This is a genomic window from Streptomyces sp. NPDC058326, assembly GCF_042879855.1.
Lineage (GTDB): Bacteria > Actinomycetota > Actinomycetes > Streptomycetales > Streptomycetaceae > Streptomyces.
This window is the reverse complement of sequence record NZ_JBHVZO010000001.1, coordinates 657,798-671,375: the sequence shown is the minus strand read 5'-3', so window position 1 is coordinate 671,375 and position 13,578 is coordinate 657,798. Positions and strand designations below refer to the sequence as shown.

Here is a 13,578-nt window from a genome sequence, read left to right as displayed (position 1 = left end):
CGGATGTGGAAGCCCAGTAATGGGTGGAGCTGACCGGTACTAATAGGCCGAGGGCTTGTCCTCAGTTGCTCGCGTCCACTGTGTTAGTTCTGAAGTAACGAACTGTGCCGATATCCGGTTGGTTAACTTCATAGAGTTTCGGTGGTCATAGCGTTAGGGAAACGCCCGGTTACATTCCGAACCCGGAAGCTAAGCCTTTCAGCGCCGATGGTACTGCAGGGGGGACCCTGTGGGAGAGTAGGACGCCGCCGAACAATCATTGTGGGAAAGCCCCGCACCTCATGGTGCGGGGCTTTTCTGCGTTCACCGGCCGGAACCCCTTCCGAGGGCCGTGCAGGGGGCGGTTGTCAGAGACGGCCGGCTGCCTTGAGGGCCAGATAGGCGTCTGCCAGAGCGGGAGCCAGAGAGTCGGGCGCGGCATCGACGACCGTGACGCCACGGCGGTGGAGCTGGTCCGCCGTGCGGGAGCGCTGGGACTTTGTCTGGGTCGCGGCCGCAGCTTCGTACACGCCCTCGATCGTGCCGCGCGTCGAGGCCATCCGGACGATCTGAGGGTCGGCCACGGACGCCACGAGGACCGTGTGACGCTGCGTGAGCTGCGGCAGGACCGGGAGAAGGCCCTCCTCGATCGGGGCCGCGTCGAGGGTCGTCAGCAGGACGATCAGGGAGCGGCGAGGCGCGCGGGCGAGAGCGGCCGCGGCCAAGCCTCGGGCATCGGTCTCCACCAGCTCGGGTTCGAGCGGAGCGAGGGCGTTCACCACGGCGGGCAGGACGTCGCCGGCTGAGCGGCCCTGGACCTGGGCGCGGAGGCGCCGGTCGTATGCCAGGAGGTCCACGCGGTCACCGGCGCGGGAAGCGAGCGCGGTGAGGAGGAGGGCCGCGTCCATGGAGGCGTCCAGGCGCGGGATGTCCCCGACGCGGCCTGCCGAGGTGCGGCCTGTGTCGAGGACGATGAGGATGTGGCGGTCGCGCTCGGGGCGCCACGTGCGGACGGCGACCGTGCTCTGGCGGGCGGTGGCACGCCAGTCGATCGACCGGGTGTCGTCGCCGGGGACGTACTCGCGGAGGCTGTCGAACTCCGTACCCTCGCCACGGGTCAGCACGCTGGTGCGCCCGTCGAGCTCCCGGAGCCTGGCCAGGCGGGACGGCAGGTGCTTGCGGCTGGTGAAGGGGGGCAGGACGCGGACGGTCCAGGGCACCACATGGTTGCCCTGGCGGGCCGCGAGGCCGAGGGGGCCGTAGGAGCGGACCGTGATGCGTTCGGCGTGGCGGTCGCCTCGGCGGGTCGGGCGGAGGTTCGTGGTGAGGCGGCGGCGTTCGCCGGCGGGGACGGTGAGTCGCCGGCGCGAGGAGGTCTGCTCGGTGCCGGGGAGCCAACTGCTGGGCGGCCAGGCGTCGCGGAGCTGGGCCCGAAGGGTGCGGCGGGACGGATTGGTGACGGTGAGCTGGACGTCCGCGGCGTCACCGAGTCGAACGGATGTGTCACCACTTCGGGTGAATTGGAGCGTTCGTACTGGCGCCGCCAGGGCGTAGTCGCACAGAATTGCGAGGGAGAGGGGCGCGTTCACCGCGAGCATCCCCGTCCAGCTGGGGGCGAGGATGCCGACGGGGAGCGATCCGAGGGCGGCGAGCAGCGCGGTTCGTCCGGTGAGGGCCATGGGGCGCCGTTCTCAGCGGGGGACGGGGACGTGGGCGAGGATCGAAGTGATGACGGAGTCGGGGGTGACCCCCTCCATCTCGGCCTCGGGCCGCAGGTGGATGCGATGACGCAGGGTGGGGAGAGCGAGGGCCTTCACATCGTCCGGGGTGACGTAGTCCCGGCCGGTGAGCCAGGCCCAGGCGCGGGCGGTGGAGAGCAGGGCGGTGGCGCCTCGGGGGGAGACCCCGAGCGTGAGTGAGGGGGAATCACGCGTGGCACGACAGATATCGACGACATAGCCGGCGATCTCGGGAGAGACCGAGACCTTGGCGACGGCGGTCCGGGCGGCTTCGAGCTGGGCGGGGCCGGCGACGGGGCGGACGCCGGCGGCCTTCAGGTCGCGGGGGTCGAAGCCCTCGGCGTGCCGGGTGAGGACCTGGATCTCGTCCGCGCGTGAGGGGAGAGAGACCGTCAGCTTGAGGAGGAACCGGTCCAGTTGGGCCTCGGGGAGGGGGTAGGTGCCCTCGTATTCGACGGGGTTCTGGGTCGCGGCGACCAGGAAGGGATCCGGGAGGGCGCGGGGAGTGCCGTCGACGGTGACCTGGCGTTCCTCCATCGCTTCCAGGAGGGAGGACTGGGTCTTCGGGGGTGTGCGGTTGATCTCGTCGGCGAGCAGGAGGTTGGTGAAGACCGGACCGGGCTGGAAGGAGAACTCGGATGTCCGGGTGTCGTAGACCAGGGAGCCGGTGACGTCACTTGGCATCAGGTCGGGGGTGAACTGGACGCGCTTGGTGTCGAGTTCGAGTGCGGCGGCGAGCGAACGGACCAGCAGGGTCTTGGCGACACCGGGGACGCCTTCGAGGAGGACGTGCCCCCGGCAGAGCAGGGCGACGACGAGACCGGTGACGGCGGGGTCCTGGCCGACCACGGCCTTCGCGATCTCGGTGCGCAGGGCCTCCAGGGAGGCGCGGGCGCTGTCCGAGTCCATGGCGGTCTCGGGGGTCGGGGCGCTCATGAGGTGCGTACCTCTCTTTCGAGGGCGTCGAGTTGGTCCGCCAGGCGGATGAGAGTGGTGTCGTCGGCGGGAGTTGGGCCGAAGAGGAGGTTTCTGGGGTCCGCGGTGGTCTCGGGGAGACGGGCGGAGAGTGCGGGGAGGAGGCGCTCGGGGGAGTGGGCGTCCCGGAGGGGGACGCCGAGCGCGGGGGCGATCCGGGTCCGGGTCGCGGTGCGCAGGACAGAGGCGGCGCGGTCGCGGGCGTTCGCCTTGCGGTAGAGACGGGCGCGTCCCTCGGTGGCCTCCGAGGCGCGGACGGCGACGGGGAGCCGTTCGGTCACCAGGGGGCCGAGGCGGCGGCCTCGCCAGATGGCGGCGAGCAGGGCCGCGATCGCGAGCTGGAGTGTGCCCCACAGCCAGCCGGAGGGGATGAGGGCGAGGAAGTTGCCCGTGGTGTCGTCGTCGGGTGCGTCGGCGGTGCCGGAGGCGTCGGAGAGGGAGGGGAGGTACCAGACGAGATGGGGCCGGGAGCCGAGGAGTTGCAGGGCGAGCGAGGCGTTGCCCTGCTGGTCGAGACGGTTGTTGTGGAGGATGTCGGGCGAGCCGAGGAGGACGGTGTCGGTGGCGTCGGGGCCGGGGAGGCGGACCAGGGAGGGCAGACCGTCGGCGGGGTAGCAGGCTTCGGCGGCCGTGGCGGGGGCGGTGAGGTAGCGCTCGCCGCCGAGGTCGACGCTGCCGGCGCGGGTGGCCGCCTCCAGGGTGCAGGACGGGGAGCGGTTCTCCACGGGGGTGCTGGTGGCGGCGGTGACGCCCGGGGCCAGTGTGGGGAGGGAGGGGCTGCCGGCGCCGAGGAGGACGGTGCGGGCCGCGGATCCCGTGATGGACCGGCGGAGGGTGGACTGCTGGGTCTCCGTCAGCAGGTCGGGAGCGGTGACCAGAAGGGTGCTCGCGGTGTCGGTCGCTGCCGTGGCCTCGTCGAGGGTGGTGGCGAGGGTGATCGTGACGCCACGGGCCTTGAGGAGTTCGGCGACGGCACGGCTGCCGTGGGGGTCGGCGGAGCGGGGGTCGAGCGCGCCGTGGGAGCCGGTGGACCGCATGGTCGCGAGGACGATGCCGCCGATGAGGACCAGGGCGAGGACGAGGGCCGCGCCGCGGGCACGGTTCCAGAGCCGGCGGGGGGAGAGGGCGGTCGACGTGGTGCTGGTGGCCGGGCGGCTCATGCGGGCGTCCCCGTGGAGGCGTTGTCGAGGGTGGGGCGGGTCCGCTGCAGGGCGGTGTCCAGTTCCTCGACGCGGCGGTACGCGGGCTCGTCGGCGGTGCGGCCGCCGTATGTGACGTCGTCGAAGGTGCGGGCCGCGAGGCGCAGTTCGTCTGCGTGGGAGGGCAGGGTGCGGCCGGCCTCGGCTGCGGCCTCGTCCGCGGTGCGGCCGGGGCGGGGGTCGAGGAGGGCGCGCTCTTCGAGGGAGCGTACGACGGCCCGCATCCTTTCCTGGACCGCCTGGTTCCAGCGGCCTGCGGAGGCGTGTCGGGCGGCGGCGGTCCGGTGGTCGTGGGCGGTGCGGGGGCCGTCCGTGAAGAGGGAGTCGGCGGTGGTGCCGGGGGCGCGGTGGGGGGTGCCGAGGCGCCACCAGAGGGCGGCGACGGCGGCGGCCACGAACAGGGCGACCACGATGAGGCCGAGGACGCCGCCGGGGGTGGCGCCGGACGCGGCGCTGAACAGGTCGCCGAGCCACTCCCAGAAGCGGTCGAGGCCGCGCTGGAGGAGGTTCGGGTCGTTCTCGTGGTACATCGGCTTGGACAGCTCCCGTTCCGCCGCCTCGCGGGCGGGGACGCGGGAGATGTCCACCGGTACGTCGCTGTCGGCGCGCAGTCGCGCCCATGCCGTGGCCGTGCCCCCCGTGACCGTCACGGCATCAGCCTCCGACGGTCTGGTCGCCCGGTGCGGGGCCGTAGCCGGGGAGGCCCGCGGCCCGTGCCAGTTCGAGGTCCAGGGCTTCGCGGCGGATGCGCTGGTCCACGTAGAGGAGCACCGTCACTCCGGCCGAGATCGGGTAGGTGATCGCTCCGGTGATCACACCGCCGATGCCGGTGATGATCAGGAACGGCCAGCCGAAGGTGGCGGGGGAGCCGGAGAGCAGGCCGGAGAAGCCGTCGCCGTCGACCGCGATGCCGATGAACGTGAACGGGATCGCGATGATCATGGTGAACACGAAGATCAGCAACTGGGTGAGGAGGGTGATGCCGAAGATCCGCCACCACGAGCCTTGCACCAGCTTGGCCGAGCGCTTCAGCGAGGCAATCACGCCCTGGCGCTCCAGCATCAGGGCAGGGGAGGCGAGGTTGAAGCGGATCATGAGCCAGACGGCCGCCACGATGGCGCCGATGCCTCCGACGACGGTCAGGGCCACGCCCGCGGCGCCGCCGATCAGGATCCCGGGGAGCACGCCACCGAGGATGACGGCCACGCTCAGGGCCGCGAGGAGCAGGGTGAGGCCGAGGAGCTGGAGAAGGCGGGGGCGGGCCTCCTGCCAGGCGGAGCCCAGCGTCACCGGACGGCCGAGGACGGCGCGGCTGATGACGACGGTCAGCAGGGCGGCGCAGACCAGGGACGCCATCAGCGTCACCAGCAGGGCGGGGCCCAGACCGATCAAGGACGCCTGGGCCGACTCCAGGGACTGTTCGAGAGCCTCGGCCGGGGTGGCGTCAGGGTTCACCGCCGGGGTGGCGGGCGTGAAGTACCGCTGGGCGAGGATGTTGGCCACCTGGGAGATCACCGCGACGGTGACCGAGATCGCCAGCACGGAGCGCCAGTAGGTGCGGAGCGTCTTCACCGCGCCGTCGAGGATCTCGCCCACGCCCAGGGGGCGCAGCGGGATCACGCCGGGCTTCGCGGCCGGGGGCCTGCCCCACTGACCGTGGGGCTGCGGGCCGTTCCATCCCGGGCCGCGCACAGGGGCTCGGAGTGGGGGAGGGGTGCCGTCGGTCGGCGGGGACCACCGGCCGGCGGGCGGCTGGTCCTTCGACCACTGAGGGGCGGGGCCGTTCGCGTCGGACGGAGCGGGCCGGGGGACCCCGGAACCGTTCTGGTCGTCGGAGGGGGCGGATCCGGGCGAGGTCCAGCCCGGAGTGTCGTTCACGGTCGTCCACCTCGGAGGAATGGTCGCGGTGCCGGATCGGCGAACCGGCTCGGTCACGGCGGCCGACACCTGACACGGCGGCGGGCCGGGTGCCATCGTGCCACGTGGGACCCGCCTGTGGGCGGGGCCGGACCTGTCGTTCGTACCTTTGTCCGGACCTTCATTGTGCGGGCGGCAGGCTGCACACTGTGCGGATACCCGATCATCATGCGCGAACCGTGCGATGGCGGGCCGAGCGGGGTGCGATCGACGGGGTCGCGCTCCGGGCTGGGGAGGCGCTGTGGGACAGGTCACGGCAGGTAACGATTGGCTAATGGGATGATGTCGATATGAAGGGACGCGTTCTTGTCGTCGACGACGACACCGCACTGGCCGAGATGCTCGGCATCGTGTTGCGGGGTGAAGGGTTCGAGCCGTCGTTCGTCGCGGACGGTGACAAGGCGCTTGCCGCATTCCGGGAGGCCAAGCCTGACCTGGTGCTGCTCGACCTGATGCTGCCCGGCAGGGACGGCATCGAGGTGTGCCGCCTGATCAGGGCCGAGTCGGGTGTGCCGATCGTCATGCTCACGGCCAAGAGCGACACGGTGGACATCGTCGTGGGCCTGGAGTCCGGGGCCGACGACTACATCGTCAAGCCGTTCAAGCCGAAGGAGCTGGTCGCACGTATCCGGGCACGGCTGCGGCGGTCCGAGGAGCCGGCTCCGGAGCAGCTGACCATCGGTGACCTCGTCATCGACGTGGCCGGGCACTCCGTGAAGCGGGAGGGGCAGTCCATCGCCCTCACCCCGCTCGAGTTCGATCTGCTCGTCGCGCTGGCGCGCAAGCCGTGGCAGGTGTTCACCCGTGAGGTCCTGCTCGAGCAGGTCTGGGGCTACCGGCACGCGGCCGACACCCGGCTGGTGAACGTGCACGTCCAGCGGCTGCGTTCGAAGGTCGAGAAGGACCCCGAGCGCCCGGAGATCGTGGTGACCGTCCGTGGTGTCGGTTACAAGGCGGGGCCGAGCTGACATGAGTACAGGCAGTGCTGCTCCGAAGCCCGGGGACCCGGGAATCCGTACGGGGCGGGCTGCCGGACCGGGGCGGGGGGGCTCGCGATCCGGCCGTCTGCTCCTGGGCGGACGGCTGTTCCAGGACGGGGCGCCGGGTGGACCGGTCCTCCGGCTCTTCGCGCGCTGGGTGCGCCGGCCGCTGCTGCCCGCTGTGCGGCTGTGGCGGCGGAACATCCAGCTGCGGATCGTCGCGGGCACCCTGCTGATGTCCCTCGGGGTGGTGCTGCTGCTCGGCCTGGTCGTCATCGGCCAGGTCCGCAACGGTCTGCTCGACGCCAAGGAGAGGGCCGCCCAGAGCCAGGCCGCCGGAGGGTTCTCCGCCGCCCAGGACAGGGCGGCGACCACCTCCTCGGCTCCCGGTCAGCAGGACGGCGGGCGTGCCGGTGTCTCCGTGAACTGGCGCTCCACGCTGGTCGAGCAGCTCGCCAGTGGGGGGCAGAGCGCCTTCAACGTGGTGGCGCTCTCCCTCGACACCGGTGACACCGCGAGCCGGGGCGTGCGAGCCTCCGGCGAGGTCGATCCGGCCGCCAGCATCCCCGCCGATCTGCGGCACGAGGTGGCCCAGGGCGCGGGCACCTTCCAGAAGACCACGAGCATCCACTACACGAACGGCAAGGCGTCCGAGCCGGGTCTGGTGATCGGCAAGCGGATGAACGACGCCGACGGAGACCCGTACGAGCTGTACTACGTCTTCCCGCTGACGCAGGAGGAGGACACCCTCACCCTGGTCAAGGGCACCCTGGCGACCGCCGGGCTGTTCGTCGTCGTGCTGCTCGGGGCCATCGCCTGGCTCATGGTGCGGCAGGTCGTCACGCCCGTGCGGATGGCCGCCGGGATCGCCGAGCGGCTCTCGGCCGGCCGGCTCCAGGAACGCATGAAGGTCACCGGCGAGGACGACATCGCCCGGCTCGGCGAGGCCTTCAACAAGATGGCGCAGAACCTCCAGCTCAAGATCCAGCAGCTGGAGGAGCTGTCGAGGATGCAGCGCCGGTTCGTCTCGGACGTCTCGCACGAGCTGCGGACGCCGCTGACCACGGTGCGGATGGCCGCCGACGTCATCCATGAGGCGCGTGTCGACTTCGACCCGGTCACCGCCCGCTCCGCCGAACTCCTCGGCGACCAGCTCGACCGCTTCGAGTCGCTCCTCTCCGACCTGCTGGAGATCAGCCGCTTCGACGCGGGCGCGGCGGCCCTGGAGGCCGAGCCGATCGATCTGCGGCAGGTCGTGCGCCGGGTCATCGGTGGCGCCGAACCCCTCGCGGAACGCAAGGGCACCCGGATCGTCGTCGTCGGTGACAAGCAGCCCGTGGTGGCCGAGGCGGACGCCCGCCGGGTCGAGCGGGTGCTGCGCAATCTCGTCGTCAACGCGGTCGAGCACGGTGAGGGCCGGGACGTCGTGGTGAAGCTGGCCGCCGCGGGCGGGGCCGTCGCCGTCGCCGTACGGGACTACGGCGTCGGACTGAAGCCCGGCGAGGCCACACGGGTGTTCAACCGCTTCTGGCGGGCCGATCCGGCCCGCGCGCGCACCACCGGCGGCACGGGTCTCGGCCTGTCCATCGCGGTCGAGGACGCCCGGCTGCACGGCGGCTGGCTCCAGGCCTGGGGCGAGGCCGGCGGCGGGTCGCAGTTCCGGCTCACCCTGCCGCGCACGGCGGACGAGCCGCTGCGGGGCTCCCCGATACCCCTGGAGCCCGAGGACTCGCGGCGCAACCGTGAGCAGGCGGCCACCGGGCGCGCTCAGGAGGGCGCACGGCTCACGGCGGCGGTGCCGGCGCAGGCCGTCGGTGACCGGTCGCAGCTCCCCGTGCCGCCTAGGCTTCCCGTGCCGCCGCGGGCGACCGTCGACCCGACGGCTCTGCCCGGCAGCGGCGCACGGGTCGTGGCAAGGACGGCGGCGGACGGCGACACCGTCGGGGCGGGTCCGGCGACGGGTGAGAACGGGAACGTGGAGCGGGAGGACGGGACACGTGGGCGTTGACTCCCGAGAGGGGCACGCGGGGCGGGGTGTTCGAGAGGAGCCGGCGGTAAGGGCGCGCCATGCGCGTGCGTTGGTGATCGCCGCGTGCGGCGGGCTGCTGGTGACCGGTTGCGCGACGATGCCGGACAGCGGCGACGTGCAGGAGGTCAAGGGGGCCAACCAGGGCGACTCGCAGGTGCGGGTCTACGCCGTCGCGCCCCGGGAGAGCGCGGACCCGGACGAGATCGTCGACGGTTTCCTCGAAGCCATGACCAGTGACGACCCGGGCTTCGCCACGGCCCGCAAGTACCTGACGAAGCGGGCCGCGCAGAGCTGGAAGCCGGAGCAGAGCATCACCGTGCTCACCACGGCGCCGGACCGCGATCCCTCCGACCGCAACGCCGACCCCGAGAACCACGTCCGCACCTACCCGCTCTCCGGTCGCAAGATCGCGACCGTGGACGCCCGGCACGCGTACCAGCCGGTCAGCCCCGCCCCGTATCTGCAGTCGATCCATGTCGTGCAGCAGCCGACCGCCAACGGCAAGGGCAAGGAGTGGCGGATCGACGGGCTGCCGCCGGGTCTGGTCCTCGGCGAGGCCGATTTCCTGCGCAACTACCGGTCGGTCAACAAGTACTACTTCGCGTCCGGGGAGGACTGGGTCGTCGCCGACCCCGTCTACATCCGTCAGCGGCAGGACCCCGTCACCCGGATGGACCCGGTGACGCAGACGGTCAAGGCGCTCCTGGAAGGCCCCACGAACTGGCTCAAGCCGGCCGTCGACTCCCGCTTCCCCTCCGGTACGGAGCTGAGGAAGGGCGTCACCACGCTGACGACGGACGACCAGTCGACGCTCAAGGTGCCGCTCAACGCCAAGGCGGATCTGGTGGGCGGCGAGGCGTGCCGGCGGATGGCGGCGCAGCTGCTGTTCACGCTGGGCGACCTGACGTCCGTCCGCGTCGAGCAGGTGGAGCTTCAGGGGTCGCGTTCGCAGGCGCTGTGCCGCCTCGGCAAGGGGCAGGCGGCCGAGTTCGCCCCGGTCCGGAACACGGACCGGGACGAGAACCCGTACTTCGTCGACGAGCAGCACAAGCTGATGATGCTGGTCGTCGGAGGCAGGGAGGCGAACGCGCCCGCCGAGGTGCCCGGCCCGTTCGGCACGGGCACGACACCGCTCCGTTCGGTCGCCGTCGACCGGGGTGAGACCCGTGCCGCGGCGGTCGGGCAGAGCGGCCGGGATCTCTACGTCTCCTCCATCACCACCGAGGAGGATCTGTCGCCGGCGGTCCTGAGCAGCAAGGCCGTCAAGCCCGACGACCGGCTGTCCGCGCCGAGCTGGGACGGCCGGGGCGACCTGTGGGTCGCCGACCGTGATCCCGCCGCGCCCCAGCTGTGGATGGTGCCCGACGGCACCGGTGACCCCGTCAAGGTGCGGACGCCGTGGCTCGGGGACGACGCCAGGATCGAGTCGCTGAGGGTCTCCGCCGACGGGGTCCGGATCGCCCTCGTGGTCACCCGGGGCGAGCGCACCACCCTGCAGATCGGCCGTGTCCAGCGGCAGACGACGGGCGGGAAGCCGGTCGTCTCCCTGCTCGACTTCCGGCCCGCCGCGCCCCGGATGGAGTCCGTCACGGCCGTCTCCTGGGCCGGGCCGAGCCGGCTTGTCGTCGTGGGCAGGGAGACGGGCGGCGTCCAGCAGGTCCGGTACCTCCAGACGGACGGCTCGACCTCGGCGACCTCGGTGCTCCCCGGCCTCAACGGGGTGACGTCGGTGGCCGCCCCGCACGCCGACTCCGTGCCGGTGGTCGCGGACTCCGGTGACGACGGCATCGTCCGGCTGGCCCCCGGCACGAACTGGCAGCCGTTGGTCAAGAGCGGCACCGCGCCCGTCTACCCGGGGTAGCGGTAGTGGCGCCCCGGCCCGCCGCCGGCCGCCGGACCTGACGTACTCGGGGGTTTTCCACAGGGGTGGCCCCTCGGCTCGGAGAGGCGCACAGTGGAGCCATGCGGGGGTGGTGGCGCGAGATCGCCGGGCTGGTGCTGCCGGTCGCCTGCGGAGGCTGCGGCAGACCGCGCGTCGAGCTGTGCCCGGCGTGCGCGACCGCGCTGACCGGGGCGGGGGCGGGACCGCGCAGGGTGCGGCCTTCGCCCGAGCCCGCCGGGCTGCCCGTGGTCCACGCGGTCGCGGCATACGCGGACGCCGTACGGGAGCTGCTCCTCGCCCACAAGGAGCGGGGCGCGCTCACCCTGGCCCGGCCCCTGGGCGGGGCCCTTGCCCTTGCCGTGGAGGCCGCCGCCGGGGGCGCCGAGGGCCGTTCGGAGGGCCCGCTGCTCCTGGTGCCGGTGCCGTCATCCCGGCGCTCCGTGCGGGCGCGTGGCCATGATCCGACGCGGCGGATCGCGCTGGCCGCGGCGGCCCGGCTGCGGTCGGCGGGACGTCAGGCGCGGGTCGTTCCCGTGCTGCGGCAGCGGCGGTACGTGGCGGACCAGGCGGGGCTCGGGGCGCGCGGGCGGCTCGCGAACCTCTCCGGGGCCCTGGAGGTCGTGCCGGGTGGCGGGCGGCTGCTCGCGGCGGGAAGGGTGGTGCTCGTGGACGACCTGATGACCACGGGGGCCTCACTGGCGGAGGCGGCGCGCGCCCTCGGAGTCGTACACCGTCCGTTCATTCCTGGAATGGCGCACGGTTTACCGGGCGGTTCGGCGCAGCGCGGATTCGAACAGCGGGCGGCGGCTGTGATCGCATCCTCTCCCGTCTCGTTCGAAATAAACCGGAACTCGTCGGAAACTTGGATCGTTGCAGGTGGTGAGAGGTGAAAGCACCCGAACGGAGGTATGTCGCGGCAGCGGGTGCCGACACCCGTCCGAAGGGGCTATGTTCGGTTGTGAGGAATGGTGAAAACCATCGCCCTCACCGAATACTGGTTGCGCCTACAGGACAGGAGTTCAGGGCGAATTAACCTCTTGTCGATGGGGTGGGGATCTTGTCGGCTGGGGAGGAGGAGGTGAAAGTCGCCAAGTCCGAGCTCCGGTAATCCACCGGAGTCTGGTGCAAAGGGAGATGCCCGGCGGCCAAGGAGCCGACCAGGGCGATCCGGGAACGGAGTTCTGCGTGGACATCGTCGTCAAGGGCCGCAAGACCGAGGTGCCCGAGCGGTTCCGCAAGCACGTGGCCGAGAAGCTGAAGCTGGAGAAGATCCAGAAGCTCGACGGCAAGGTGATCAGCCTCGACGTCGAGGTGTCCAAGGAACACAACCCGCGGCAGGCCGACAGGTCCGACCGCGTCGAGATCACCCTCCACTCCCGAGGCCCGGTGATCCGGGCGGAAGCTGCGGCAGGCGACCCGTACGCAGCGCTCGACCTCGCCAGCGACAAGCTCGAGGCGCGACTGCGCAAGCAGCACGACAAGCGGTACACCCGCCGTGGAAACGGCAGGCTTTCGGCGGCCGAAGTCGGGGACGTGGTGCCCGGCGTCGCCCAGTTCAACGGAGACGGCCAGCTGGTCGCCGACGAGTCCGAGAAGGTGCCCACCACGATGATGGGCTCGATCGAAGTCCAGGGCGAGGGCCCGCTGGTGGTCCGCGAGAAGACCCACCGGGCCGCACCCATGACACTCGACCAGGCGCTCTACGAGATGGAGCTGGTCGGGCACGACTTCTATCTCTTCGTCGACTCCGACACGAAGCAGCCGAGCGTCGTCTACCGGCGGCACGCGTACGACTACGGGGTCATCCACCTGGAGGGCGACCCGCTCGCCGAGGCGGGCGGCGCCGGTGGTGCGCTCGGCGGCTGAAGGCCGGCGCGCACCCCTGACCCACAACCCCCAACCCGTGCCCCTCGCGGTGCCCCTGGAGCGCTTTCCGCGCCGCCGGGGGCACCCCCGCGCGTCCATGGGACACGCCGTCGCCGCCCGGGCATGAAATCATGGCGTGCACGCCAACCGGTGCTCTCCGAGTACCGGTTGGAGGACCGGAAACGAATTCAGGCCACGGCCTTCAGGGGGAGGAACGATGGCGGACAGCTTCGGGCCGGTGCTCAGCGGGCGCGAGCACGGTAGTGCGGTCCCGGAGGGATCGGATTCGGACAGCGGCGCATTTCGCAAGGAGCCCATCCGCGTCCTTGTCGTGGACGACCACGCCCTCTTCCGCCGCGGACTGGAGATCGTCCTCGCGCAGGAGGAGGACATCCAGGTCGTCGGCGAGGCCGGTGACGGGGCGGAGGCCGTCGACAAGGCCGCCGATCTGCTGCCCGACATCGTCCTGATGGACGTGCGGATGCCCCGGCGCGGCGGTATCGAGGCGTGCACCTCCATCAAGGAGGTGGCCCCCAGCGCGAAGATCATCATGCTGACGATCAGCGACGAGGAGGCCGACCTCTACGACGCGATCAAGGCGGGGGCCACCGGCTACCTCCTCAAGGAGATCTCCACCGACGAGGTCGCGACGGCCATCCGCGCCGTCGCGGACGGGCAGTCGCAGATCAGCCCCTCGATGGCGTCGAAGCTCCTCACCGAGTTCAAGTCGATGATCCAGCGCACCGACGAGCGCAGGCTCGTGCCCGCGCCCCGGCTGACCGACCGTGAGCTGGAGGTCCTCAAGCTCGTCGCGACGGGGATGAACAACCGGGACATCGCGAAGGAGCTGTTCATCTCCGAGAACACCGTGAAGAACCACGTGCGGAACATCCTGGAGAAGCTTCAGTTGCACTCCCGGATGGAGGCCGTGGTCTACGCGATGCGGGAGAAGATCCTCGAGATCCGGTAGACGCCGACCTGGTAGACGCCGACCCCGTTGCCCGTTGGCTGT

At 71.6% G+C, this 13,578-nt stretch carries 11 protein-coding genes and 1 rRNA gene; 7 read left to right on the top strand and 5 right to left on the bottom strand.

Annotation, left to right across the window (positions count from 1 at the left end):
- Positions 1-137: 137 nt before the first annotated feature.
- Positions 138-254: ribosomal RNA gene (rrf, locus tag ACFVYX_RS02890) — 5S ribosomal RNA — on the top strand.
- Positions 255-347: 93 nt separating this feature from the next.
- On the opposite strand, the gene ACFVYX_RS02885 is transcribed toward rrf, so the two are convergent.
- From ACFVYX_RS02885 to ACFVYX_RS02865, 5 genes are read right to left on the bottom strand one after another with little or no spacing between them, the layout of a single operon-like run.
- A complete protein-coding gene (locus ACFVYX_RS02885; RefSeq protein WP_389679479.1) occupies positions 348-1,658 on the bottom strand; it encodes a DUF58 domain-containing protein in 1,311 nt (436 codons plus the stop codon).
- Between the two features lie 12 nt (positions 1,659-1,670).
- A complete protein-coding gene (locus ACFVYX_RS02880; protein WP_389679478.1) occupies positions 1,671-2,654 on the bottom strand; it encodes an AAA family ATPase in 984 nt (327 codons plus the stop codon).
- Positions 2,651-3,853: a DUF4350 domain-containing protein gene (locus ACFVYX_RS02875; RefSeq protein ID WP_389679477.1), complete on the bottom strand. Its 1,203-nt coding sequence runs from the start codon at positions 3,851-3,853 to the stop codon at positions 2,651-2,653. Before ACFVYX_RS02875 ends, ACFVYX_RS02880 begins: the two co-directional genes overlap by 4 nt.
- On the bottom strand, positions 3,850-4,542 hold the full coding sequence (locus ACFVYX_RS02870) for a DUF4129 domain-containing protein (RefSeq protein ID WP_389679476.1): 693 nt from the start codon (positions 4,540-4,542) through the stop codon (positions 3,850-3,852). The genes ACFVYX_RS02875 and ACFVYX_RS02870 overlap by 4 nt, the downstream gene beginning before the upstream one ends.
- Before the next feature lie 4 nt (positions 4,543-4,546).
- Positions 4,547-5,770 carry a hypothetical protein gene (locus ACFVYX_RS02865; RefSeq protein WP_389679474.1) on the bottom strand — a complete coding sequence of 408 codons (1,224 nt, stop codon included), beginning with the start codon at positions 5,768-5,770 and terminating at the stop codon, positions 4,547-4,549.
- 329 nt (positions 5,771-6,099) lie between these two features.
- Here ACFVYX_RS02865 and mtrA point away from each other — a divergent pair, with 329 nt between their 5' ends.
- From mtrA to ACFVYX_RS02835, 6 genes are all read left to right on the top strand, one after another.
- Positions 6,100-6,777, top strand: a complete 678-nt coding sequence (gene mtrA / locus ACFVYX_RS02860; RefSeq protein WP_030224028.1) for a two-component system response regulator MtrA — start codon at positions 6,100-6,102, stop codon at positions 6,775-6,777.
- A 1-nt stretch (position 6,778) separates the two neighbouring features.
- Positions 6,779-8,797 (top strand): MtrAB system histidine kinase MtrB, encoded by a 2,019-nt coding sequence (gene mtrB / locus ACFVYX_RS02855; RefSeq protein WP_389679473.1) that lies wholly within the window; start codon positions 6,779-6,781, stop codon positions 8,795-8,797.
- 73 nt (positions 8,798-8,870) lie between these two features.
- A complete protein-coding gene (locus ACFVYX_RS02850) occupies positions 8,871-10,679 on the top strand; it encodes an LpqB family beta-propeller domain-containing protein (RefSeq protein ID WP_389679472.1) in 1,809 nt (602 codons plus the stop codon).
- 101 nt (positions 10,680-10,780) lie between these two features.
- A complete protein-coding gene (locus tag ACFVYX_RS02845) occupies positions 10,781-11,590 on the top strand; it encodes a ComF family protein (RefSeq protein WP_389679471.1) in 810 nt (269 codons plus the stop codon).
- 295 nt (positions 11,591-11,885) lie between these two features.
- Complete coding sequence (gene hpf, locus ACFVYX_RS02840; RefSeq protein ID WP_389679470.1) at positions 11,886-12,566, top strand: ribosome hibernation-promoting factor, HPF/YfiA family; 681 nt, start codon at positions 11,886-11,888, stop codon at positions 12,564-12,566.
- A 217-nt stretch (positions 12,567-12,783) separates the two neighbouring features.
- The gene (locus tag ACFVYX_RS02835; protein WP_030556504.1) at positions 12,784-13,536 is read left to right on the top strand and encodes a response regulator transcription factor; all 753 of its coding nucleotides are present in this window, start codon (positions 12,784-12,786) and stop codon (positions 13,534-13,536) included.
- The last annotated feature ends 42 nt before the right edge of the window (positions 13,537-13,578 follow it).